The organism is Atlantibacter sp. MEI4A-1023, assembly GCF_056155425.1.
This window is the reverse complement of record NZ_CM149568.1, coordinates 1,719,791-1,741,981: the sequence shown is the minus strand read 5'-3', so window position 1 is coordinate 1,741,981 and position 22,191 is coordinate 1,719,791. Positions and strand designations below refer to the sequence as shown.

General features: G+C 56.9%; 21 protein-coding genes, 1 tRNA gene and 1 pseudogene. 7 read left to right on the top strand and 16 right to left on the bottom strand.

Annotated features, from left to right (window positions below; genetic code table 11):
• Nucleotides 1-125 precede the first annotated feature (125 nt).
• Entirely contained in the window at nucleotides 126-1,058 is a 933-nt protein-coding gene (gene ldtA, locus ACVV26_RS08425; protein WP_474800945.1) for a L,D-transpeptidase, read from the bottom strand.
• Between the two features lie 242 nt (nucleotides 1,059-1,300).
• On the opposite strand from ldtA, the gene ACVV26_RS08420 reads away from it, so the two are divergent.
• From ACVV26_RS08420 to ACVV26_RS08405, 4 genes are read left to right on the top strand one after another with little or no spacing between them, the layout of a single operon-like run.
• A complete protein-coding gene (locus ACVV26_RS08420; RefSeq protein WP_474800944.1) occupies nucleotides 1,301-2,215 on the top strand; it encodes a metal ABC transporter substrate-binding protein in 915 nt (304 codons plus the stop codon).
• The gene (locus tag ACVV26_RS08415; protein WP_474800943.1) at nucleotides 2,212-3,012 is read left to right on the top strand and encodes a manganese/iron ABC transporter ATP-binding protein; all 801 of its coding nucleotides are present in this window, start codon (nucleotides 2,212-2,214) and stop codon (nucleotides 3,010-3,012) included. The genes ACVV26_RS08420 and ACVV26_RS08415 overlap by 4 nt, the downstream gene beginning before the upstream one ends.
• Complete coding sequence (locus tag ACVV26_RS08410) at nucleotides 3,009-3,869, top strand: metal ABC transporter permease (RefSeq protein WP_474800942.1); 861 nt, start codon at nucleotides 3,009-3,011, stop codon at nucleotides 3,867-3,869. Before ACVV26_RS08415 ends, ACVV26_RS08410 begins: the two co-directional genes overlap by 4 nt.
• Nucleotides 3,862-4,692 carry a metal ABC transporter permease gene (locus tag ACVV26_RS08405; protein WP_474800941.1) on the top strand — a complete coding sequence of 277 codons (831 nt, stop codon included), beginning with the start codon at nucleotides 3,862-3,864 and terminating at the stop codon, nucleotides 4,690-4,692. Before ACVV26_RS08410 ends, ACVV26_RS08405 begins: the two co-directional genes overlap by 8 nt.
• Here the strand turns inward: ACVV26_RS08405 and ACVV26_RS08400 are convergent.
• Nucleotides 4,655-6,118 carry an EmmdR/YeeO family multidrug/toxin efflux MATE transporter gene (locus ACVV26_RS08400; RefSeq protein WP_474800940.1) on the bottom strand — a complete coding sequence of 488 codons (1,464 nt, stop codon included), beginning with the start codon at nucleotides 6,116-6,118 and terminating at the stop codon, nucleotides 4,655-4,657. The two genes, ACVV26_RS08405 and ACVV26_RS08400, sit on opposite strands and share 38 nt — an antisense overlap.
• Before the next feature lie 187 nt (nucleotides 6,119-6,305).
• On the opposite strand from ACVV26_RS08400, the gene ACVV26_RS08395 reads away from it, so the two are divergent.
• A tRNA-Asn gene (locus tag ACVV26_RS08395) sits at nucleotides 6,306-6,381 on the top strand.
• A gap of 59 nt (nucleotides 6,382-6,440) precedes the next feature.
• Here the strand turns inward: ACVV26_RS08395 and proR are convergent.
• Nucleotides 6,441-6,743 carry a transcriptional regulator ProR gene (gene proR, locus ACVV26_RS08390; RefSeq protein ID WP_312972278.1) on the bottom strand — a complete coding sequence of 101 codons (303 nt, stop codon included), beginning with the start codon at nucleotides 6,741-6,743 and terminating at the stop codon, nucleotides 6,441-6,443.
• A 4-nt stretch (nucleotides 6,744-6,747) separates the two neighbouring features.
• Nucleotides 6,748-6,930: pseudogene (locus ACVV26_RS08385) on the bottom strand (type II toxin-antitoxin system RelE/ParE family toxin); the annotation flags it as partial.
• 346 nt (nucleotides 6,931-7,276) lie between these two features.
• Between ACVV26_RS08385 and ACVV26_RS08380 the strand changes: the two are divergent.
• The gene (locus ACVV26_RS08380) at nucleotides 7,277-8,038 is read left to right on the top strand and encodes a C40 family peptidase (protein ID WP_474800939.1); all 762 of its coding nucleotides are present in this window, start codon (nucleotides 7,277-7,279) and stop codon (nucleotides 8,036-8,038) included.
• Nucleotides 8,039-8,119: 81 nt separating this feature from the next.
• Here ACVV26_RS08380 and ACVV26_RS08375 read toward each other — a convergent pair whose 3' ends face one another.
• The 5 genes from ACVV26_RS08375 to ACVV26_RS08355 are packed head-to-tail and all read right to left on the bottom strand — an operon-like array spanning nucleotide 8,120 to nucleotide 12,295.
• On the bottom strand, nucleotides 8,120-8,857 hold the full coding sequence (locus tag ACVV26_RS08375; RefSeq protein ID WP_474800938.1) for an SDR family NAD(P)-dependent oxidoreductase: 738 nt from the start codon (nucleotides 8,855-8,857) through the stop codon (nucleotides 8,120-8,122).
• 45 nt (nucleotides 8,858-8,902) lie between these two features.
• A complete protein-coding gene (locus ACVV26_RS08370) occupies nucleotides 8,903-9,664 on the bottom strand; it encodes an IclR family transcriptional regulator (protein ID WP_312981279.1) in 762 nt (253 codons plus the stop codon).
• 14 nt (nucleotides 9,665-9,678) lie between these two features.
• Nucleotides 9,679-10,398, bottom strand: coding sequence for an SDR family NAD(P)-dependent oxidoreductase (locus tag ACVV26_RS08365; RefSeq protein ID WP_474800937.1), 720 nt, complete (start codon nucleotides 10,396-10,398; stop codon nucleotides 9,679-9,681).
• The gene (locus ACVV26_RS08360) at nucleotides 10,382-11,710 is read right to left on the bottom strand and encodes an MFS transporter (protein ID WP_474800936.1); all 1,329 of its coding nucleotides are present in this window, start codon (nucleotides 11,708-11,710) and stop codon (nucleotides 10,382-10,384) included. The genes ACVV26_RS08365 and ACVV26_RS08360 overlap by 17 nt, the downstream gene beginning before the upstream one ends.
• 45 nt (nucleotides 11,711-11,755) lie before the next feature.
• The gene (locus ACVV26_RS08355) at nucleotides 11,756-12,295 is read right to left on the bottom strand and encodes a 2,4'-dihydroxyacetophenone dioxygenase family protein (RefSeq protein ID WP_312981271.1); all 540 of its coding nucleotides are present in this window, start codon (nucleotides 12,293-12,295) and stop codon (nucleotides 11,756-11,758) included.
• Between the two features lie 320 nt (nucleotides 12,296-12,615).
• Here ACVV26_RS08355 and ACVV26_RS08350 point away from each other — a divergent pair, with 320 nt between their 5' ends.
• Nucleotides 12,616-13,524 (top strand): dihydrodipicolinate synthase family protein, encoded by a 909-nt coding sequence (locus tag ACVV26_RS08350; protein WP_474800935.1) that lies wholly within the window; start codon nucleotides 12,616-12,618, stop codon nucleotides 13,522-13,524.
• 33 nt (nucleotides 13,525-13,557) lie between these two features.
• Here ACVV26_RS08350 and ACVV26_RS08345 read toward each other — a convergent pair whose 3' ends face one another.
• From ACVV26_RS08345 to ACVV26_RS08315, 7 genes are all read right to left on the bottom strand, one after another.
• Nucleotides 13,558-14,952, bottom strand: coding sequence for an amidohydrolase family protein (locus ACVV26_RS08345; RefSeq protein WP_474800934.1), 1,395 nt, complete (start codon nucleotides 14,950-14,952; stop codon nucleotides 13,558-13,560).
• A gap of 22 nt (nucleotides 14,953-14,974) precedes the next feature.
• Nucleotides 14,975-15,922: a carbamate kinase family protein gene (locus tag ACVV26_RS08340; RefSeq protein WP_474800933.1), complete on the bottom strand. Its 948-nt coding sequence runs from the start codon at nucleotides 15,920-15,922 to the stop codon at nucleotides 14,975-14,977.
• A gap of 52 nt (nucleotides 15,923-15,974) precedes the next feature.
• Complete coding sequence (locus tag ACVV26_RS08335) at nucleotides 15,975-17,537, bottom strand: xanthine permease (protein WP_474800931.1); 1,563 nt, start codon at nucleotides 17,535-17,537, stop codon at nucleotides 15,975-15,977.
• A gap of 138 nt (nucleotides 17,538-17,675) precedes the next feature.
• Nucleotides 17,676-19,097 carry a YlbE family protein gene (locus ACVV26_RS08330; RefSeq protein WP_474800930.1) on the bottom strand — a complete coding sequence of 474 codons (1,422 nt, stop codon included), beginning with the start codon at nucleotides 19,095-19,097 and terminating at the stop codon, nucleotides 17,676-17,678.
• Entirely contained in the window at nucleotides 19,097-20,638 is a 1,542-nt protein-coding gene (gene fdrA / locus ACVV26_RS08325; RefSeq protein ID WP_474800928.1) for an acyl-CoA synthetase FdrA, read from the bottom strand. The genes ACVV26_RS08330 and fdrA overlap by 1 nt, the downstream gene beginning before the upstream one ends.
• Nucleotides 20,616-21,554: an oxamate carbamoyltransferase subunit AllH family protein gene (locus ACVV26_RS08320; RefSeq protein WP_474800926.1), complete on the bottom strand. Its 939-nt coding sequence runs from the start codon at nucleotides 21,552-21,554 to the stop codon at nucleotides 20,616-20,618. The genes fdrA and ACVV26_RS08320 overlap by 23 nt, the downstream gene beginning before the upstream one ends.
• Nucleotides 21,555-21,566: 12 nt before the next feature.
• Nucleotides 21,567-22,172 carry an ankyrin repeat domain-containing protein gene (locus tag ACVV26_RS08315; RefSeq protein WP_474800925.1) on the bottom strand — a complete coding sequence of 202 codons (606 nt, stop codon included), beginning with the start codon at nucleotides 22,170-22,172 and terminating at the stop codon, nucleotides 21,567-21,569.
• Between the last annotated feature and the right edge of the window lie 19 nt (nucleotides 22,173-22,191).

The window sequence follows — 22,191 nt, the reverse complement described above, 5'->3', positions numbered from 1 at the left end:
CCTCAGCGATGAGTGGTTATCGGGCGATGACATAATCTTACCAATGGAAAGATAAACGTGGCATCAACAAATGAGCAAAAAAAAACCAGGCATGGCAGCCTGGTTTTGGTCGCGAAGCGGGGAATTTAGAATGTGGTGCCTGTCGCATGATTAATTTGCACCGGCATCCCCGAGCGGCGCTCCAGGGCTTCGGAGACAATCTGCGCATCGGCATCCGGGCTTTCCACTTCTTTACGCAGCGCCCCGGTCAATGTGATCGGCACACGTTTATCCGACTCAAACTCTGTCCGGTTGCGCGACAGCGGCTCGTGCACTTCCAGCCAGCGGGTGCCGTCCGGCTCAAGGGTGGTTTTCACCGGCTGGTCAATCAGCTGCACACGCGTGCCCACCGGGACATTATCGAACAGCAATTTGATGTCATCATCACGCAGGCGGATGCACCCCTGGCTGACCCGCAGACCAATGCCGAAATTAGCATTGGTGCCGTGGATGGCGTACAGGCGGCCAATATAAATCGCATACAGCCCCATCGGGTTATCCGGCCCGGCCGGAACAAACGCCGGCAGCGTGATGCCCTCTTTGGCATATTCGCGACGGGTATTGGCGGTCGGCGTCCATGATGGCGCTTCCTGCTTGCGCTCTACTTTGGTCACCCAGTTACGCGGCGTTTCCCTGCCTGCCTGGCCGATGCCAATTGGCAGCACCACCACGGTTCCGCTGTCTGGCGGATAGTAATACAGCCGCATTTCGGCACCGTTCACCACAATACCTTTACGCGGAGTATCCGGCAGGATCACCTGCTGGGGAATAATCAGTTGGCTGCCCGGTTTAGGCAGATAAGGATCCACGCCCGGATTGGCCTCCAGCATATTGCTCAGCCCGAGCCCATACATTGCCGCGAAGTGCTCCAGCGGCTCGGTGTTGCCTTCCGGTATCGTGATGGTGATATTGCTGCCCACCAGGCGGCTGCCTTCGGGCGGCAAAGGATACGTTGTCGCCCAGGACGCACGCAGCGCGCAAACCAGAAGTAAAAATGAAACCAGTATTAAACGAAGCATAGCGTTCCTTATAGAGTCAGAACTTTAAGCATAGATTGTCAAAACATGACTGAATGTTACAGAAGTATGATCTTATAGCCACCTTCGTGTGAAACGCCCATTCTCTTCAGTCCTAAAAGTTATCTGAATTGCCGTTATTCATGATTTTTGATGATAACAATTATCATTTGCCCTCTTATATAGCTTAGGCTATGTTTTATAGCAGGTGCTATAAATGATGTATTATCAATCAGGAGAGGGGCATGACGGGAACCGGAAAATGGCGCAGTGCGTTCACCCTGGTGGCTTTAGCAGCCGGGATGATGGCATTTCAGGCCAATGCGCAGGAAAAATTTAAAGCAGTCACCACGTTCACCATCATTGCCGACATGGCGAAAAACGTGGCCGGAGATGCCGCCGAAGTAGAATCAATCACCAAACCCGGCGCGGAAATTCATGAGTACCAACCTACGCCTGGCGATATTAAACGTGCCCAGGGCGCAAAGCTGATCCTCGCCAACGGCATGAATCTGGAGCTGTGGTTTCAGAAGTTTTACCAGCATCTGAAAGGTGTGCCGGAAGTGGTGGTAACCAAAGGTATCACGCCGATGGCGATCGGCAACGGGCCGTACCAGGGTAAACCCAATCCTCATGCCTGGATGTCGCCTGATAACGCAATGATCTATGTCGATAACATCCGCGACGCGTTTGTTGAGCACGATCCCGCTAATGCCGACACCTACCGCGCCAATGCCGAGCGCTATAAACAGAAAATCGCCGCCACCCTTGCGCCGCTACATCAAAAACTTGACCAGTTGCCGCCGCAGCAGCGCTGGCTGGTGACAAGCGAAGGCGCATTTTCCTATCTGGCCCGGGACATGGGGCTGAAAGAGCTGTATCTGTGGCCGATTAATGCCGATCAGCAAGGCACACCGCAGCAGGTGCGCAATGTGGTGGATACACTCAAGCGCGAGAATATCCCGACCATTTTCAGCGAAAGCACCGTCTCCGATAAACCGGCTCGCCAGGTCGCCCGTGAAACCGGGGCGCATTACGGCGGCGTCTTGTATGTCGATTCGCTCAGCAAAGCCGACGGCCCGGTTCCCACCTATATCGATTTACTACGGGTGACCACGGACACCATCGTGACAGGCATCCGCGAGGGGGCAGCAAAATGATTTCTCCGTTCAGGCGAGTTCAAACGCCAGAGATTGCTATCCACGGACCCGGCGTGGTGGTTAACCAGGCGACGGTGACCTGGCGCAACGGTCATACCGCGCTGCGTGACGCATCATTTCAACTCCCGCAGGGCAGTATTACCGCGCTGCTGGGCGTTAACGGCGCGGGCAAATCTACCTTGTTTAAAGCCATCATGGGGCTGGTGCCGCTGGCGCGCGGCACCATTACCCTGCTGGGCATGCCAGTGAAAACCGCGCTGGGCAACAACCTGGTCAGCTACGTGCCGCAGTCAGAAGAGGTGGACTGGAATTTTCCGGTGCTGGTGGAAGACGTGGTCATGATGGGGCGCTACGGCTATATGGGTTGGCTTCGCCGTCCGTCTGCTGCCGATCGCCATGCCGTCGACCAGGCGCTAGCGCGAGTGGATATGGGCCATTTACGCCAGCGGCAAATCGGCGAACTCTCCGGCGGCCAGAAAAAACGGGTATTCCTGGCGCGGGCGCTGGCGCAAAACGGCCAGCTGATCCTGCTGGATGAGCCTTTTACCGGCGTGGATGTAAAAACCGAACAGCAGATCGTCTCCCTGCTCGGCCAGCTGCGCGACGAAGGCCGCACCCTACTGGTTTCCACCCATAATCTTGCCAGCGTGCCGTCGTTTTGCGATCACACCTTGCTTATCAACGGCAGCGTAGTGGCCTGTGGGAAAACCGCCGACACCTTTACCCACGCCAATATCGAACGGGCGTTCGGCGGCGTATCCCGTCACCTGTTCACCACCTGTCAGGAGGCGGTATGACGTGGCTGCTTGAACCCTTTAGCTACGGCTGGATGGTCAACGCCATGTGGGTATCGGCGCTGGTGGGCGGCGTCTGCGCGTTTCTCTCCTGCTATTTGATGCTCAAAGGCTGGTCGCTGATTGGCGATGCGCTTTCCCATGCGATTGTCCCGGGCGTAGCGGGCGCATGGATGCTCGGCCTGCCCTTCTCGCTGGGTGCGTTTTTCTCTGGCGGGCTGGCGGCTGCCGCAATGCTGTTTTTGAATCATCGCACCCGGCTGCGCGAGGACGTGATCATTGGGCTTATCTTCTCTTCGTTCTTCGCCCTCGGGTTATTTATGGTGTCGCTCAATCCCACCGCCGTGAATATTCAGTCGATCGTGATGGGCAACGTACTGACCATCGCCCCCTCGGACATCATCCAGCTGTCAGCGATCAGTGGCATTACCCTGCTGATTTTACTGGTGAAGTGGAAAGATCTGCTGGTGACGTTTTTTGACGAAACCCATGCCAGGGCCATTGGCCTCAACCCGGTGCTGCTGAAATGCCTGTTCTTTACCTTGCTGTCGGCCTGCACCGTGGCGGCACTGCAAACCGTCGGCGCGTTCCTGGTGATCTCCCTTGTCGTCACCCCCGGCGCGACGGCGTGGCTGTTTACCGACCGGTTTCCCCGTTTGATTATTATTGCCGTGGCGCTCGGCAGCCTGACCAGCTTCTTCGGTGCCTGGCTCAGTTATTATCTCGACGGGGCGACGGGCGGCATTATCGTCACCCTGCAAACTCTGCTGTTTGTGCTGGCGTTTTTCTTTGCCCCACAGCACGGCGTAATAGCGGCCCGTAAACGGCGGATGACCCGCCCGGAGGTGCGCAATGGTTGAGTGGATCATGGCCCCGCTGGGCTTCGATTTTATGGTTAACGCGCTGATTATTTCAGTGTTGATCGCCATACCCTGCGCCCTGTTATCCTGCTTTTTAGTACTTAAAGGCTGGGCGCTGATGGGCGATGCCATGAGCCACGCGGTATTCCCCGGTGTGGTGATTGCCTGGATGCTCGGTCTGCCGTTTGCTCCCGGCGCATTTGTTGCGGGGATGCTGTGCGCGCTGGCGACAGGCTATCTGAAAGACAACAGCCGTATCCGCCACGATACGGCAATGGGCATCGTGTTTTCCGGGATGTTTGGCTTCGGGCTGGTGTTATACGTCTGGCTCCAGCCGGAGGTGCATCTCGACCACATTCTGTTTGGCGATATGCTGGGCATCGGCGGCAGCGACATCCGTGATACCGCGCTGGTGACGCTACTTACCGTCGGGGTGATCGCCGTGAAGTGGCGCGATCTAGTACTGCATTCTTTCGACCCGGTACAGGCCCAGGCCGTAGGATTACGCTCGACGTTGCTGCATTACGGGTTGTTAGTCTTGCTGGCGCTGACGATTGTCGCCTCGCTAAAAGCGGTAGGGATTATTCTCGCCATCGCGATACTGATAGCGCCCGGCGCGATTGCCTTTTTGATTGCCCGCACTTTTGGCGCGATGTTACTGGTGGCGGTTGGTGTGGCGATTTTCGCGTCGTTGAGCGGGATCTGGCTATCGTTTTATCTCGACAGCGCCCCCGCTCCAACGATCGTGCTGGTGTTAAGCCTGCTTTTTGTGGCGGCAATGATGGCTAACCGTCGTCAGCGAGCCCCGCAGCCTGGCGCGTAACGCCAGGCTTTTTGATGCGTGGGTATTTCTGCAACCAGCGTCCACTAACCATACGCCAGTAGAAGAAAACCCCACGCACTGCCCAGTCGAGGAACATACCGAGCCAGACCCCAATGACACCCATGCCGAGCATAATCCCGAGCACGTAACCGGCAATTACCCGGCAGCCCCACATGCCCAGCATGGTCACCCACATGGCGAAACGGGCGTCACGCGCCCCTTTCAGCCCGGCGGGAAGCACCCACGCCGCCGCCCAAATTGGCATAAACAGCGCGTTCAGCCACAGCAGGTGTTTAACCACCTGGATAACATCTTGCTCGTGGGTGTAAAACGAGGCGATAAGCCCGGCAAACGGCGCGCTCAGCCAGGCGATGGCGGTTAAGCCGAGGGTTGAGATCCAGAAAATATGGCGCAGTTGTAACTCCGCCTGGCTAATCTGCCCTTTACCGAGGCGTTTGCCGACAATAATCGTGGAGGCTGAGCCGAGCGCGTTACCCGGCAGGTTAATCAGCGCCGCCACGGAGAAGGCGATAAAGTTACCGGCTATCACGTTGGTGCCCATTCCGGCAACAAACATCTGGGTGAGCAATTTACCGCCGTTAAACAGCACCGATTCGACGCTGGCCGGCACGCCAATCCCCAGCACTTCACGCAGAATGGAAATATCGAGACGGGTAAAATAGCTGCGCAGCGTGATTTTGAGCGCCGGGTTAAAGCCGATCATCAGCACGTAAATAATACCCAGCGCGCCAATATAGCGTGACAGCGTGAGCCCCAGGCCTGCGCCGGTAAACCCAAGCCCATCCCAAGAAAACAGGCCGTAGATCAGCACGCTGCTGATCATAATGTTCAGGATGTTCATCCCGCCGTTTATTAGCAGCGGGATTTTAGTGTTCCCTGCCCCGCGCAACGCCCCGCTGCCGATCAGCGTGATTGCCGCCGCCGGGTAGCTCCAGACCGTAAGTTGCAAATAGTTCAGCGCCAGCTCTTTAACCTGGCCGGAAGCCTCACCCGCCACCACGTTAATAATCTGCTCGCCGAAATAGTGGATCACCGCCGCCAGCACTACCGCCACGAGGGTCATCAGAATCAACGACTGACGCGCTGCGGCTCTTGCGCGTTTGGGGTCGCGCTTGCCGAGGCTAAAGGCAACAACAACCGTCGTCCCTAAATCGATAGCCGCGAAAAACGCCAGGATCACCATATTGAAACTGTCGGCAAGACCAACACCCGCCATCGCCTCTTTGCCCAGCCAACTCACCAGGAAGGTGCTGAGCACGCCCATCAACAGTACACAGGTGTTTTCTATAAAGATCGGCACCGCCAGCGGCATAATTTCCCGCCAGTAAAGGGTGCGATAACTTTTTCTACGGCCGTGCCAGTGCGTACGCGACAGCGTGCGCCGTAGCGAAGTGGATAAGCTCAAGGTGAATCCATCAGAAAAGTAAAACAACTTTTCAATGATGAGTGAGGAACGGCGTTACTGCAAAGTATTTCCACATTTTTTGTTGGCATTTTCAGCGAAGTGCCGTCAAAGTGGCCAGTCGGCTTGCAGAGAGGGAAATGGGGTTTGACAAAAAGTTTTCCCCCGCTAAGATAAGCCTCCACACGATTCCTCTGTAGTTCAGTCGGTAGAACGGCGGACTGTTAATCCGTATGTCACTGGTTCGAGTCCAGTCAGAGGAGCCAAATTTTAAAAAGCAGATGTCGTAAGACATCTGCTTTTTTGCTTTCTAAAGCCGGCGCGTTTACAGGACAAATTCGTAATGCGAACCGTCAGGCAGTTCCACATCCAGCCGCAGCTTGCCGCCCGCCGCTTCCACATAGCGCTTCAGCGAAGAGAGTTTTAAATCGCGCCCCGGCTTTTCCATCCCTGCTACGGTCGGCTGTTTAATGCCCAGCGCCTGCGCCATCTCCACCTGGGTTTTCTTCACTTTTTCGCGCAGTTCCGCAAGGTGGATATTGAGCAGGATCTCCGTGGCCATCGCCCGCGCTTCGGCGACGACTTCAGGCTTTTCATCCGCAAGCAGCTGTTCCAGCGTTCTGCCCATTGCATTACTCCTCGTCGTATAATTGGTTCAAATATTCGCTGAATTCATGGTCGGCGAGGGGGATCATCTCATCATAGAAGCGCTTGTCATTGCCGACCTTATTCCCCGCACACAGCAGAATGCCGGTATGGGAAGGATCGAAGGCAAACAATACGCGAATGGGATCGCCCCGGCTCTGCACGCTTAACCAGTCATCAAACCTGTCTGTCGTAGCGATTAACCACACATGACCTCCTTATCAATATAGATTCAAACCTATATAGGTGTAAAACGATAATGAGCATGATGGAGCGGGTTAAATGAAAAATCACTCATGATTTTTAGACACGTCGAGTTTGATTCCAGGAAATGGGCCTGCCTCAGCAAAAAGGCAACAAACCGTGGAAGCTATAACGCAATCTTTACGATGGCCGTGTGTTTACTAACGCTACACATTCAATACAGAACACGTAAAAAATCACCGCATCGCGGCGTGGTATTATTTTTTTCGGCAATATTTCACCACCAGACATCACCCCCTTTTATGGTTAACTATGCTGCGTAAAAAGATTTCGCTCGCTCTGCTGTTAATTTTTACTTTTCTCTGCCAGCAAACCTATGCGGCTCATAAATCAACGTCGATATTAAAAACGCATACTGAAAAAACCTATCAAACGCGGTCACGGGTAAATAAGCGCACAAAAACAATAAAGTCGCGGAAAACAAATAAGGAAAAAGATAAAAAAAACAACGGAACGCGTCATGTTATTCCCTCTTCCTTTGCCTATAACCCGGAGTGGGATGGAATGAATGGATATTCCCAATGGCTTGCGGGCCCTTATACATCAGAGCATACCCACCAGAACCATCTGGCAGACAGCGCTGAGAGTTTTTATAGCGACCACCTGCGTGACACCACGGAAAAGGTCGTGAAGCGGCTGCAAGACCAGCTTGGTAAGCCGTATGTCTGGGGCGGCGCCTCGCCTGCACGGGGGTTCGATTGTAGTGGCCTGGTCTTTTTTGCTTATAACCAACATTTGCTGTCCAGGCTTCCGCGTACCGCTAATGAAATGTATCACGATAAACACGCGCACCCGGTGGCTAAAAATGACCTCAAGCGCGGAGACTTAATCTTCTTTGCTATTCACTCTCAGGGCGAACATGCCGATCATGTGGGGGTATATCTCGGCGAGGGCGATTTTATTGAAGCACCGCGTACGGGTTTAAATATTCGTATTAGCCATTTTGACGGCGAGTTTTGGCAGGACCATTATTTGGGCGCAAGACGAATTCTTACTGCAAAAAATATCCAGTAAAACTGGCAAATATCATTAGAGAGAAATGTCACCTGCTATTAAGGCGTAAGTCCCCGGCAGGTGACAGCAGCAAAATTCTGTTTAGCAGGTCGCCCTTCCGCCGGACAAGTCAAACGCCGCCCCGCTGTTGAAGGTACACGCGGCGGAACTGAGCCACATCGCCATTTCCGCCACTTCTTCCACGGTGCCTAACCGCCCCTGGGGTGATTTGGCAATCATGGTCGCCACATGCTCAGGCGCCATCTGGGCCAATAGCGGCGTTTCAATCGCGGCGGGCGCGATGCTGTTTACCCGCAAACCGCTTTGGGCATGTTCTTTGGCGAGGGATTTTGTCAGGGCGATCACCCCCGCTTTCGCCGCGCTGTAGGCGGATGCGTTCGGCGTACCCTCTTTGCCCGCCAGCGACGCCAGATTCACCAGCCAGCTCTGCGGCTGGGCCAGCAACGCCGGAACAAAGGTTCGACATACCTCAAATGTGCCGTTCAGATTAACGTCGACAATTTGCCGCCAGATAGCCGGATCGTAATCAATCAGCGGCATCGTCGGGCCCGCGAAACCGGCACAGTGGACCAGGGTGTCCAGCCTGCCGCTGGTTTGCAGGATCGCCTCGCGCGCTGCCGCCAGTGACGCCGGTTGGGTGATATCCAGCGGCAGTTGAAAGCCGTCGCGGGCGGAATAATGCACATCCAGCATCCAGACCTGCGCGCCCGCCAGCTGAAAGCGGGCGCTTATCGCCTCGCCAATACCGCGCGCCGCGCCAGTCACCGCCACCACGCGGCCAGAAAAATCGTACTGCGGAAAACCATTATTCAAACGCATGCTCTTCTCCGGGAATTTGCCGTCAGCAAAATACGGAAAAGCGGGCTACACCAGTTGCTTCTGGATGGCCGCCACGCAGGCGCGGATCGCACCGATGGCGTCATCGGCCTGCAAGGCGTCGAACCGGTAAGTTGGCATACTCACGCTGATACACCCCACCGCCTGCTGGCCGCTGTTAACAATCGCACTTCCGTAGCAGCAGATATCCAGTTCGTTTTCCTGAATATCCTGCGAATAGCCACGTTCGCGGGTGCGATTGATCTCTTCAGTGATGCCCGCCCGGTCAGTGATCGTATGCTGCGTGAAAGACGTCGGGGTAATTTTCGCCAACATCTGCTCGACCTGCCCGGCGCTGTGCGCCGCCAGCCACGCTTTCCCAACAGAACTGGAAAACAGGCTCACACGCGTCCCGATCCGCGAGGCCATCCGCACCGTGCGATTGGCTTCCAGCTTATCGATGTAAACCATTTCCAGGCCATCGGGGATGGCGAGGTGGACGGTTTCATCCAACCGGTCGCGCAACTGCTCAATATGCGGTCTGGCGATCTGCCGCAGATCGTGGGTCTCCAGGCTGCGCCAGGCAAGGCTCACCAGGCGCGGCCCGAGGTTCAGGGTGTCGTTGTCGTATCTGAGCATCCCTTCCACCACCAGCGCCTCGACAATGCGGTGCACGGTGGGGCGCGGCATGCCAAGCTGCTTTGCCAGGCCGCTGATATTCAGTTGGCCTGGGGTTTCCGATACGGCCTGCAACGCCCGCATAAACTTCTGAAATGCGGCAGTTCCGGGTACAGCGTGCGTGTTTTCCATCGTCTCTTTTCGGGTTATACGGTCAGGTATCCTCCATCCACGGCCAGAATTGTGCCGGTAATAAAGGATGCCGCCGGGCTGCACAGGAAGGTAACGGCCTGGGCCACATCCTCCGGCGTACCCCAGCGTTTTAACGGGGTACGCGACAGGATCGGTCCGGCGCGTTCAGCATCATCCTGCAACGCCTGGGTTAATGGGGTGGCAATCCAGCCGGGGGCGATCGCGTTAACACGGATCTGCTCGTCAGCATAAGCAATTGCCAGGGATTTGGTCAGCTGCATTACGCCACCTTTACTGGCGCTGTAGCCGGGCACCAGCCCGCCGCCAAAGAAGCTCAGCATCGAAGCGGTATTCACAATGCAGCCCGCGCTTTGCGCAAGCTTAGGCCGGGCTATGGCGCAGCAGCGCAGCGTACCGTTCAGGTTGATATCAATGACGTCTTCAAAAGTATCAATCTGGTGCTCGGCACCGCGCTTAATCACCCCGGCGCAGTTGATGAGGATATCAAGCCGGGGGAGATCATCAACAATATGCAGGATCTGTGTGGTGTTGCGCACATCCAGCTCTCGAACCGTGATGTTGCGCGGCAGGTTGTTGCACTCGCTGTTCACCCCGGCGGCGATGACGCTGGCCCCCAGCTTCGACAGCATGGTGGCGATACCAGCGCCGATCCCGGAGGTCCCTCCGGTGACCAGCGCGGTTTTACCGGCGAAAAGCTCAGCGTGAAACGTCATAATTATTGGCCTCGTGGTGAATATCGGTAGCGGCGCTGTCATCCGGCAGCGGTTTTTTGACTAAAACGAAGTAAACGGCGGCAGCCAGCACGGCGATCCCGGCGCTGACCAGCAGCGCGTTGTCATATACCCCGGTGCGCTCAACGATAGCGCCGGTAATAATGGGCGCGAGAGAACCGCCGAAATAGCCACCGCAGTTCTGGATACTGCCGAGGGACGCCACCTGGCGCTTGGGCACAATTACCGTCGCCATGGTCCAGCAGGCCGCGCTCGCCAGGTTGATAAAGAACATCGCCAGGCAGATGTAGCCTACCGCCAGCGTGGTGCTGGTGGTGAAGATCGCCGGAACGGTAAATGCCGCGCCGCCCAGCAAACCCAGGCATACCGGCCACTTACGGCTGTTAATCACGCTGATGCCGCGGTTGGCTAAGATATCCATCACCCGCCCGGCAACCACCATGCCGACCATGCCGAAAATGTACGGGATCGCCACCACCCAGCCGGTACGCGCCAGCGATAATCCGCGCGCATGTTCCAGATAGCCCGGCAGCCAGGTCAGGTACAGCCAGACCATATAGATCACGCCCATAAATCCGAGCAGCATCCCCCAGGTCGTCGCGTGCGTGAACAGCCCGCGCCACTCGCGCCCGGTGATTTTCTTCCCGGTATCGGTAAAGCGCTCGCCCGCGTCGAGGTACTGTTTATCTTCCTGGGTCAGTGTCACCTCGTTACGGTTGCGGTAAATCAGATACCAGCCGATAGCCAGCATGACGCCAAGTATGCCGGTGATGATAAACATCCAGCGCCAGCCGACGGTGAGCATAATGACCGTCAACAGCGGCGGCGCGATGCAGGGGCCGATACAGCTGGAGGCGACGAAGATCCCGGTGGGCGTACCGCGCTCTTTCAGGTTGTACCATTCGCTGATCACCTTCGCGCCCGCCGGGAACAGCGGCGCTTCCGCCACGCCCAGTACAGCGCGGGAAACCAGGAACGTGCTCAGGGAGTTGACCATCCCGCAGGCGGCCTGGGCCACCGACCAGAAAAACATGCCGAAACCCAGCATCATGCGCGCGCCGAAGCGATCGAGCAGCGCCCCTACCGGAAGCTGGGAAAAGGCATAAGCCAGGGAAAACGCCGACAGCAGCCAGCCCATCTCGGTGGGCGTAATATGCATCTCTTCGCGGATGGTGGTATTTGCGATGGAGAGCGCGCTGCGGTCGATATAGTTGATGACGCCGGCAATAGTCAGAAACAGGATCGCAACTAACTGAATGCGCGCCACGCGTTGAGTTTTAGGTACAGAAGTCATAGCGATGTCTCTTTAATTATTATGTGCAGGTGAAAGGACAGACAGCTATCGGATGAACTGGTCGACGTAGTCCGCACCCAGGCCACATTCGGCGTAGTGCTTGCGGCACATATCGATTTTGGTGAACACATCTTCGAATCCGGCGTGATTACCCCAGGGGTCGACGTAATACATACAGCCGTGCACCTGGAACAGGGTGATCATCTCTTCCACACCTTCATCCACCACCAGGGTATGGGTTTCTCCCGGCGGTTCGAACGCATAAGCGCCTTCGGTGGCTTCCCAGTCGTGCTCAAGATAGCGCCAACGGCCTTTCAGCACGAAAGCATGCACCGGCCCCGGATGGCGGTGGCGGCTTAACACGCCGGATTTACGTACCCGCAGCAGGTTCATCCAGTACCCGCCCGAGCGGCTCAGGCACAAGGGACGGAACCAGACATTATCCGCCTGCGGCACCCAGATCCGCTCGTCGGTCGGGATCGCGCCCGGCACCACCAGATCCGGGATCATCTCTTTCGGTTGGTCAAACTGGTACGGCATTCGGCGCAGGGTTTCTGCATCGCTGGTCATTGTGTTGTCACTCATATCGCCCTCTTTGTTCACATTGTGGACATATAATCCATGATATGGATGAAGAAGGTATACGCTTAAAAACGCAGCGATCCACAAACCGCGTCCAGAATTGTGCTTTAAATCACCAAAATAGATACATTCCGGCAACATTAATGCAACCGAATCGGCAATGACGCTTAAAGTGAAACAAGGTTCTGAAAAAAAGAGACACGCATTCCAGAGATTGCAATGGAAGCTTGCACCCCCTGATGCGCCACATACACTTTTGATGGGAACCGATAACAACAAACTTTGCTCGCCCTTACCTTTTGTCCTTTAACGCAGGAGTCCTGATGATGAGTACCCCATTGTTTCACGGCGTTATCCCTCCGGTTGCAACCCTTTTCGACGATGAAGGCCGCTTTTCACCCGAACAGCAGGCACGGCTCATTGAACGGCTGGTCGCCAGCGATATTGACGGGCTATTTTTTCTCGGCAGCGCCGGGGAATTCGCTCATATGTCCGACGCGCTGCGCCAGGAAATTGCGCAATTTTGTATTAAGCAGGTGGCGGGACGTAAACCGGTACTGATCGGCATTGGGCATTCCGGCACCCAACAGGCGATTGAACTGGGATTACACGCCCAGCGCTGCGGGGCCGATGGCGTAGTGGCGATCAACCCGTTCTATAACCCGCTTAGCGAAAGCAATCTGATTGCCCACTATCAGCGCATCAGCACGGCGCTGGAACTGCCGGTACTGCTGTATAACTTCCCGGCCCTGACCGGGCAGCCGCTGCCGGTATCGGTGATTGTCGAGCTGGCAAAAACCTGCCCGAACATTGTCGGGCTAAAAGATACCGTGGACACGCTGTCGCACATCCGAGAAACCCTGGCGGCGGTAAAACCGGTACGACCGGATTTCGCGGTATTCGCCGGTTATGATGAATATCTGTTTGGTACGTTGATTTTAGGCGGCGACGGCTGTATTCCCGCCAGCGCTAACTTTGCGCCCCAGTTGACCTGCGGCATTCTTAAAGCCTGGCGCGAGCAGGATTACGCCAAAGCGGTGGAACTCCAGCAGCGCCTGTCGCTGATCCCGCCGCTGTACGGCATCGATCTGCCGTTCTACAACGCCATTAAATATGCGCTTCAGCTCACCGGGCTGGATATTTCCTGCAATAGTCTGCCTCCCGCCTCCCCGCTGACGGACGAGATGAAAAGCCAGATAAAAGGAATTTTAAAACAGAGCGGCGTGATTTAACGCGACACCGCCGTCTTGCGACGGCGGCTTGTTTCAGCCTTTCGTGACATTTCCCCACACCAGATTTCCCCGGTGAAAGGTAGCCGCGCGGGGTGAAATCCTCGCGACTGCTTCTGCCGAACAGGACGCCTCCACCAGCACAAAACTGGCTTCATCCTGCGCTTTCGGCCAGGCGCGCTGGCCTTTATCATCCAGCGGTAGCACGTCCCCGGTGGCGATCGCCAGCGAGCGCGACAGGGTAAATTCATTAGGGCGAATATAGAGCTGGGCGTAAAGATTGGCCTTTTCCAGCATGTCGCCAAGGCCAAACGGCGACCAGTGGTCAATCACGCTGTCGGTGCCGGTCATCACGAACACGCCTTTCTGTTTCAACTGGCTGAGCGGCATATGCAGCGTGCCGATCGGTACGGTTGACGCAATGGTGATGCCTTGCGCCGCCATCCGGGTGGCGGTTTCCTCCACCTGTTGCGGATTGAGCGTCGCCAGCGCGAAGGCGTGGCTAATGGTGAGCTTATCCTTTAGCGCCGGGGTTTTCTCTACGGTTTCAATCATGTAATTCACCGCCGCCACGCCCGCCGGGCTGGTTTCGTGCAGGTGAATATCCACGCCTTTTTTATAGTCGAGGGCTATCTGGAACATCGTATCCAGCGATTTTTCCATCGCGCCGTCGACGTTGGTCGGGTCCAGCCCGCCGACATAGTGTGCCCCCGCCTGCATCGCTTCGCGCATCAGCGGCTCGCTTTTCGACTGCAACAGCCCGTGCTGGGGAAATGCCACAATTTCGCACTGAAAACCGTCTTTACGCTGCTCCAGCACCGCCATCAGGTTTTCGAGGTTTTTCAGCCCGGACACCGGTTCAATATTGCAGTGGCTGCGCGCCACCGAGGTCCCTTTCGATTGCAGCAGATCGATCAGCTTCCCGGCGCGTTCCTGCGTGTAGGGTTGCAGTTCCGGCAGCAGTTTGCGCTCCAGTTCGATCATATCCATGATGGTGGTGCCTTCCGGGCGCAACAGCGCGCGCCACGGGCCGCCGTAAAAGGTTTTGTCCAGATGGATATGCATATCGCGCATCGCCGGCAATAGCAGATGCCCGCCCGCATCGTAGCGCGGCAACGTGGCGTCGGGATGCTGATGACTGGCAAGCAGCGCGGCGATGGTGCCGTCCTTGATTTCCAGCGTCATCAACTCGGTTTTGGTGCTGACCGCCGTATCGCCCTGCCAGTCAAAACCGCTTTCAAGACGCACGTTATCCAGATAGTAATGTTTTTCGCTGATGCTGCTCATGGCGCGTGAGGCCTCACCTGTGCCGGGAGTGGGATCGGCAGCATACGCCAGTTGCCCGCCCGCGCCCAGTAGCGCACAGGCGGCCACCGCTTTGCCGCTGTGGCTTAAAAACGCACGACGGCCTGGATTTTCGCTATGATTCATCGGTGGCTCCTTTTCTCAATGGCTAGCAAATAATGTGGGTGCCGGTCTCTCCGCTTAGGGCGGCAGGCAGTTTTTCCGGGTTGGTGATAATCACCCGTTTGCCGCCGTGGCGCAGAAATGACAGGCTGGCCTCGATTTTCGGCAGCATACTGCCCGCCGGGAAATGACCCTCGGCGACGTACTGCGCCATTTCCGCCACGGTCACCGTGCCCAGCGCCCGCTGCTGCGGTTTGCCAAAATGGACGCACACCTGCTCTACACCGGTGGTGATCGCCAGGATATCGGCGTTAATTTCCTTCGCCAGCAGCGTGGTGGAGAGATCTTTGTCAATCACCGCGTCCACGCTGCGGTATTCGCCGCCCGGCTCGCGGATCACCGGAATGCCGCCGCCGCCCACGCCAATCACCACAAAACCCTGGTCGATCAGCGCGCGAATGGCTTCGGCTTCCACAATGCGCACCGGCTGCGGCGAGGCGACTACCCGGCGATAGCCGCGCCCGGAATCCTCGACAAACCGCCAGTCGGGATGCGCCTGCAACAGCGCATCGCGCTGGGCTTCATCAAAGAATGCGCCGATGGGTTTCGTGGGATCGGCAAACCTGGCGTCGTTTTTATCCACTTCCACCTGGGTGATCACGGTGACCGCTTTTTTATTGCCGTAGCGCGCCAGCTTGTTATTCAGCGCCTGCTGGATGAGATAACCGATCCCGCCCTGGGTATCCGCCACGCAGTTCGCCAGCGGCGTCAGCGGCAGCCCTTCTTTCTCATGGGCGATCTCGGCGCGGCGCAGATCCAGCCCAACCTGCGGGCCGTTACCGTGGGTCAGTACGATGTTGTAGTCCGACGCCAGCATCCCGAGAATAGATTTCGCCATCTCGTTTACCGCAGCGTGCTGATGCTCAACCGACTGGCTGGCATTGTCTTTAATAATGGCATTACCGCCAATGGCGACGACCACGAGTTGTTTCATGTCGAATTCCTGTCCAGAGTGCGGCAGGCGGGCGTCCGCCTGCCGTCAGGGGTTACGCGGTTTTGGTGGTTTCATCCGTGGAAGAGACCAGCGGATCAAGGGATTGTTCACGGCTGTCCAGCCAGTGTTTCAGGACGAACATGCCAGCCATCATCAGGTATGCGGTGACAAACATCAGCGAGGCCCCCTGAGCGAAGCCGACCACCGGCGCGTGGATCACGCCGAACAGCGCCAGCAGCGCCCCGGTGGCCGCCGCCACTGCGCCGCGCAGCGGGCGGTTCATGATGGCGAAGATAGCGAGGCAGCCCCAAATCATACTGGCCAGCGGCGCGCCGTTGCCGAGGTGCATCAGCCCCTGGTAGTAAACACCTTTGCTGTGCAGCAGCTCGGTGCCGAGCTTCGCCGCCGAGGTGCCCGCCGCGTTCATCACGCTGTTGACCATGGTCAGCGCCCAGTTGGCGATCCACGGGAACAGGCAGATGAAGATCACCGGCACCTCGATTTTTGGGGTTTCCCTCACCACCTGGTTGGCGGTGACCACGCCGATAAACACCAGAATCGGCACGATGGCGGTCATCGGGATCACCGCCAGCATAAAGGCCCCGAGGCCGAACAGCGGGACGATAAACATGGTGACGCCGGACGCCAGGGTGTAACCGATGCTGGCACCCATGGCTTTCCAGCCCGCGTGGCCCACGTACACCGTGACCGGGAACGGGTTGCCCATCAGGCAGCCGAGCATCGATGAGAGGCCGTTCGCCAGCATCACTTTGCGGGTGTTGTACTCATCCCCCGCCGCGTGGGCGCTCTCAATATTTTCGAGGTCAAAAATGTAATTCGCCAGCCCGAGCGGGACCGCTGACGCCAGGTACGGCAGCGCGTGCGGCAGGCCCTGCATAAAGCTGTCGATATGCACTTCCGGCGGGTTAAAGCCGAAGGACGACATGGAGGCTTTGATGGCGTCCGGGCTTTGCAGACCGGAAATCCATGCCAGCGCGGTACCGGCAAGCAGCAGTAATAAGCCGGTAGGAATACGTGCAAAGATCGGCTTTTTGCCGAACCAGTTAATGAAGATCAGCAGCAGGACGATAAACGACACCGTCGGCGCTTCGAAGGCTTGCAGCATCGGGTTCATGGCGAGCAGCAGCAGCCCAAGCCCGGACAGGCACGACAGCAACACGGTACGCGGGATCATCTTACGGATGGTTTCGCCGAGGAACGAGCCGCCCGCCAGGATCAGCGCTTCAACAAAGCACCACACCAGGCCGATCTGAATGGCGAAATCCGCGTCGCCGGTGGTCTGGTAAACCGGCATCAGCACCAGGAACGTCACGGTAAAAATCGACGGCGCGCTGGGGCCGGAGGGCAAGGCGGTCACATCTTTGCGCCCGGTCTGGCGTGCCAGCTGTAGGCCAAACCAGGTGTAACTCAGGCTCGCCACCAGCACGGCTAAACCAAACGCCGGGGCGATACGGCCATAGACAATTTCTTTTGGAATGCCGACCACAAAAATCAACAACCCCATCATGGTCAGCAGGTTGGTCAGGTTGTTGGTCATCAGCCCAAAATAAGCCGCCCAGTCACCCCGTTTCCATTCAAGTTTTATCTTACTCATGGAACTTTCCTTCAAGGTCAGTAAATCGCGCTACACTCCCCCGCCAGGGCTGGCCCAGGCGCAAGGTCCGGTAATACGTGCAGGTGAAACCTCCTTTCGCGAACCGTCGGGCGACGCCGTAGCGCCGCCCGTTTAGGGTTATTGGCTATACCGGTCGCTAAAGGTGAGCAGAGCTTTTTCAAAACAGTCGAACGGCGGGTGAACAATGCCGGCGCCAATCATGCCGATGCCCGCGTCTTTGTGGGCGATGGCGGTGTTGATCACCGGTAAAATGCCGCTGTTGCCCACGCGGGTGATATCAATCGCGGTGGGAATGCCCATAAAGTTGAGCAGCGGAATGGTGACGTTCGGGTTCTCGCCGAGGGTGATTTCCCGCATCTGGCGTGAGAAATCCACCGCCTCGTCTACGGTGCCGCCCACCAGCGCGACAATCGCCGGTGCGGTCGCCATGGCGAAACCGCCGATGCCGTAGGTTTCGGTAATCGCGCTGTCGCCGATGTCCAGCCCGGAATCCTCCGGTTTAAACCCGGCGAACATCGGGCCAATCACCTGTTGCGCCGGGCCGGTGAACCACTGCCCCGGCAGGCCGGAAACCCGCAGGCCGAACTCGTAGCCGTTACGCGCCATCGTGGTGACGACGGTGCTGTATTCGATGCCGTGCGCCGCGTCCATTGCCGCTTTACACATCGCCATCCAGGTTGGACCAGAGAAGTAGTCACTGCTGGCAACAAAATCGAACACCTCTTTTTGCTGCGCCACGGTGAAATCGGTCTGGATTAAATACGGCGTCAGGGCCTGAATCAGCAAGGTAGTGCCCGCATTGTTGCGGTTGTGGCACTCGTCGCCCATATGCAGCGCCTGGGCCAGCATCAGCCGCAGGTCGATTTCTCCGGCCAGCTTCATGGCGTCGCGCAGCATCGGGCCGAGCACATCGCGCATCCAGATTAACCGGTCAATTACGCTCTGGTCGTTAGCCCCCATGCGCAGGATCTTCGCCATCTGCTCGCTGAGGTTGGTGTAGGCGCGGTTGCCGTACGTTTTGTTCTCGACGATGTGCATAAACATCGACGCAGAGGTCACCCCCGCCATCGAACCCACGCAGTCATGCTCGTGGCACGGCGAGAAGATGATTTCCCCGGAGGCGGCAAGCTGCGCGGCGTCATCCAGATCCCGCGCCAGCCCTTCAAACACCAGCGCCCCGGTCACGGCGCCTTTCATCGCGCCGCACATGTTTTCCCAGCTCACCGGCGGCCCGGCGTGCAGGATGGTGTTGCGCGTCATGCCCGGCACCACGTTGATCGCCTGGTCATAACCCACCAGTACCGGGTGGGACTGAATGATGCGCTCCAGCGCCAGGGCGTTGGCAGCGGCGATTTTTTCCGCCAGCTGCGGCGCGGCCAGCTTATCCAGGACGCGCACCACCTCAAGGTTTCCCAGCCCCGGCGGCGTCCAGTCAAGCTGGGTCACCGCCACGTGTTGCTGCTTGAGATCTTCGCTAAAACGGGCAATCCCGATGTTGATAACATTCAGCGGTTGGCTAAACAGTGTTGGACGGCTCATCAGGCATTCTCCCCTTTCCAGACAAATTCACGCGCCAGTAATCCTGTATTGGTGCTGCTGCTCGCCCAGGTAACGCCGGCGTCGGTCAGCATGCCGCATTGGGCGGCCAGCGACGGCGTATCGAGGTCGGTGCCCAGCACGTAACCGAGGATCTCAAGATGACGCCCGGCGTCGGCGGCAATCTGTTTGGCCTGTTTGATGGCGTCGATCATCACACCCACCGGATCTTCATGCGCCCCGAAGCCGAGCACAAAGTCCATGGCGATCACCCCGACTTCCGGGTCGCGCGCCTCCTGAAGCAGGCGGCTAATGCGGTTAGTGGGGTCGATCATCGGGTGCGGTTTGCCGTTGGTGAAGTCATCGTCACCAAAGTCCAGGAAGGTGTGGGCGATGCTCTGGTTGACGTCGCGCAGGCGGCGCTGCGGGTCCGGCTGAATGTTGCTATAAACGTCGGAATATTTTTCCAGCGCCGCAAACATAGCTTCATCGCACAGGGTGCCGCCGCAGAACAGCGCACGGATGTATTTTTGCTGCGGATTAAGTTTGGCGCGCACGTCATGGATCAGCGGCCAGTTCAGCGGATGCAAATCAATCGAGGACGCATCAACGCCGGTTTGCAGCACCGCTTTCAGCGCGGCCTCTTTGGTGCCGCGCGCGAAAATCAGCCCCGGCTTATCGGTCTGCGGCTCTGCGCCCAGGAAACACACCACTACCGGTTTTGCGCAGGCTTCGGCACGGGCTAACACTTTCTGCGCCACCGACGGCGCGGGCGGTTTGGAAATCAGCGCAATGACGTCAGTGTCCGGGTCGTTTTCCAGCATGGCCAGCGCGTCGAGCATCATCAGCCCGCCGATTTTCTCGCTAAGGTCGCGCCCGCCGGTGCCGATCAGCTGCGATACGCCGCCGCCGAAATCGTGGATGCGCACGCTCAGCTCCTGGCTTCCGGTCCCGGATGCGCCGATAATGCCGATGCGCCCGCGACGCACCGCGTTAGCGAAGCACAGGCCCGCGCCGTTGATAATCGCGGTGCCGCAGTCTGGTCCCATCATCAACAGCCCTTTTTCATGGGCCAGGGTTTTTAATGCCAGTTCCTCGTCGAGGGAGACGTTGTCGGAAAACAGCATCACGTTAAGATCGTTTTCCAGTGCCTGACGCGCTTCCCGCGCCGCGAATGCGCCGTTAACGGAAATCACCGTCAGGTTGCTGTCCGGCAGGTGCTGGCGCGCCGAGTTCAGCGTGGCGTAGCGCGCTTCGTGGCTGCCGCGGGTCTCTTTGCGGATAAACAGCGCTTCGATAGCAGCCAGCGAGGCGTCATTTGCGGCCTCATCGCCCTTAATCACAATCATCAAATCGCCGCTTTTCGCCGCTTCCAGTTCCGGCGTCAGCAGATCAAGGTTACGCAACACCCCTTTGTTCATTTCCGTCGCCATCGCCACAAACGCCTGTTCCACGCCATCCAGTTGGTTGGCTTTGGTTGAAATCGACATAAGCGATACCGAATCAAAATAGGTGTTCTTTTTAATCACGATCCTGGTTGACATATTCTCCTCCAAAATATTGCGTCAATAGCAGGGCATCGGCCATGCCATACAGCATGTCGCATCCTGAGCTTGATCCTATTTTCATGACACCCTGTATTTCACGCTGAATATCCGCGCAACACCCCAGGGTTAATTTTCCAGCCAATAAAAAAATCACTTCGCGAAAGCGCTGATGAATCGCTTCATTTAGCGTCAGCGCACTAAGCGGCGTGGTTTGCTGATGATATTTTTCGCACCAACAAGTAAATTCACGGCGAAATTGCACGCCGGGGCTGCCTGCAATAAATAATATCGCTGCCAGCCCAACCAAATAATCATCGCCGCTCGGCGTTAATCCAATACCCAGCCCGACTAATTGCTGAAAAGCCGATTCGCTTTGTTGTGCGTCGCGCAATGTTAGTCCGTCGATTAATTTCCGGCGCGCGTCCGATAACTGTTTCGCCAGTTGCCGATAAAAAATATTATCAGCGCAATAATGAAATAATGACGCGTTTTGCGGTATTGCCTGGTAAAGGGTTGTTGCCAGCGTTTCGCCCTGTTGCTGTTGGCAAAACGCGTTGAGTGCTTCACTTTTCCAGAATAATTTTTCCGGCTGCCACGCCTGGCACGTTCGAAAATCAATCCGCGCTCGATGGCCTATTCTCAGCCAGTTTCCCTGCCAGTAAACCGGGTCGCCGGGTTGCGCCAGTCCATCAACGGTCGCTAACGCTAACCGGCAACTGTTCGGCGCGTTGTCGCTGCCTTGCGTCAGCAGAGTGAAACGCCGGACGCCCAGCGGACAAACAACGTTGAGCGCTTTATCAAAAACTTGCTCAACGCTCCCCCATAAACCCGGTTGCCCGAGACTGCGTAAAAACTGCCCCTCCGCCGACAGCGCGTTGACAGTGTGCCAGCCAGCCGAAGCTGAATGGATCACGGTGCTCTCCCGTCAGGCACCCGCGTTGATTAACAGCTGGGCGATGGCTTCATAGCCTTTTTCACGTGCCAGTTCGAGAGGCGTTTTGCCGTATTTATCGGTCATATGCGGGTTTGCGCCGTGGTCGAGCAGTAGCTTAACGATCTCCTGCTGCTTTTCGCCGCCGTCGTTTAATACGATGGCTTCAAGTAAGGGCGTCCAGCCGACAAAGTTAGTGTGATTAAAATTAATTTCGGTTTTGGTTAATAATTCCCGGACAATTTCCACATGGCCTTTTTCACTGGCGGGCGTAATTCCCACACCGCCAAAACGGGTTAAGCGGTTTAAATCAGGTTTAGCCGGTAATACAATGCGCAGCAGGGTTAAGTCATTATTCAGGCAGCTTAATAAGAACGGGTTAAAACAGGTTTCGTCCTGCTTATCAATATCCGCGCCTTCAGAAATTAAATACGAAACAGCCTCGTAGTGTTTATTCAGGCTGGCAAGGGTAATTGCCGTTCTGCCCTGGCGGTTGGTGCAGTTAATATCAACACCGTTATCCAGACAGGATTTAAGAGCAGTGATATCGCCCTGCTGCGCGGCAAGTAAAAATTCGCTAATCAGTTCATGCTGAGACATAGGGTTCTCCCCGTCAGGG

Bases quoted from the DNA above. Each gene is read 5' to 3' on its own strand.
- ACVV26_RS08330 (WP_474800930.1), bottom strand. From the start codon at position 19,097: ATGAGCCGTCCAACACTGTTTAGCCAACCGCTGAATGTTATCAACATC.
- ACVV26_RS08410 (WP_474800942.1), top strand. From the start codon at position 3,009: ATGACGTGGCTGCTTGAACCCTTTAGCTACGGCTGGATGGTCAACGCC.
- ACVV26_RS08420 (WP_474800944.1), top strand. From the start codon at position 1,301: ATGACGGGAACCGGAAAATGGCGCAGTGCGTTCACCCTGGTGGCTTTA.
- ACVV26_RS08415 (WP_474800943.1), top strand. From the start codon at position 2,212: ATGATTTCTCCGTTCAGGCGAGTTCAAACGCCAGAGATTGCTATCCAC.
- ACVV26_RS08375 (WP_474800938.1), bottom strand. From the start codon at position 8,857: ATGCGTTTGAATAATGGTTTTCCGCAGTACGATTTTTCTGGCCGCGTG.
- proR (WP_312972278.1), bottom strand. From the start codon at position 6,743: ATGGGCAGAACGCTGGAACAGCTGCTTGCGGATGAAAAGCCTGAAGTC.
- ldtA (WP_474800945.1), bottom strand. From the start codon at position 1,058: ATGCTTCGTTTAATACTGGTTTCATTTTTACTTCTGGTTTGCGCGCTG.
- ACVV26_RS08405 (WP_474800941.1), top strand. From the start codon at position 3,862: ATGGTTGAGTGGATCATGGCCCCGCTGGGCTTCGATTTTATGGTTAAC.
- fdrA (WP_474800928.1), bottom strand. From the start codon at position 20,638: ATGTCAACCAGGATCGTGATTAAAAAGAACACCTATTTTGATTCGGTA.
- ACVV26_RS08315 (WP_474800925.1), bottom strand. From the start codon at position 22,172: ATGTCTCAGCATGAACTGATTAGCGAATTTTTACTTGCCGCGCAGCAG.
- ACVV26_RS08355 (WP_312981271.1), bottom strand. From the start codon at position 12,295: ATGAGTGACAACACAATGACCAGCGATGCAGAAACCCTGCGCCGAATG.
- ACVV26_RS08350 (WP_474800935.1), top strand. From the start codon at position 12,616: ATGATGAGTACCCCATTGTTTCACGGCGTTATCCCTCCGGTTGCAACC.
- ACVV26_RS08380 (WP_474800939.1), top strand. From the start codon at position 7,277: ATGCTGCGTAAAAAGATTTCGCTCGCTCTGCTGTTAATTTTTACTTTT.
- ACVV26_RS08340 (WP_474800933.1), bottom strand. From the start codon at position 15,922: ATGAAACAACTCGTGGTCGTCGCCATTGGCGGTAATGCCATTATTAAA.
- ACVV26_RS08360 (WP_474800936.1), bottom strand. From the start codon at position 11,710: ATGACTTCTGTACCTAAAACTCAACGCGTGGCGCGCATTCAGTTAGTT.
- ACVV26_RS08365 (WP_474800937.1), bottom strand. From the start codon at position 10,398: ATGACGTTTCACGCTGAGCTTTTCGCCGGTAAAACCGCGCTGGTCACC.
- ACVV26_RS08370 (WP_312981279.1), bottom strand. From the start codon at position 9,664: ATGGAAAACACGCACGCTGTACCCGGAACTGCCGCATTTCAGAAGTTT.
- ACVV26_RS08335 (WP_474800931.1), bottom strand. From the start codon at position 17,537: ATGAGTAAGATAAAACTTGAATGGAAACGGGGTGACTGGGCGGCTTAT.
- ACVV26_RS08345 (WP_474800934.1), bottom strand. From the start codon at position 14,952: ATGAATCATAGCGAAAATCCAGGCCGTCGTGCGTTTTTAAGCCACAGC.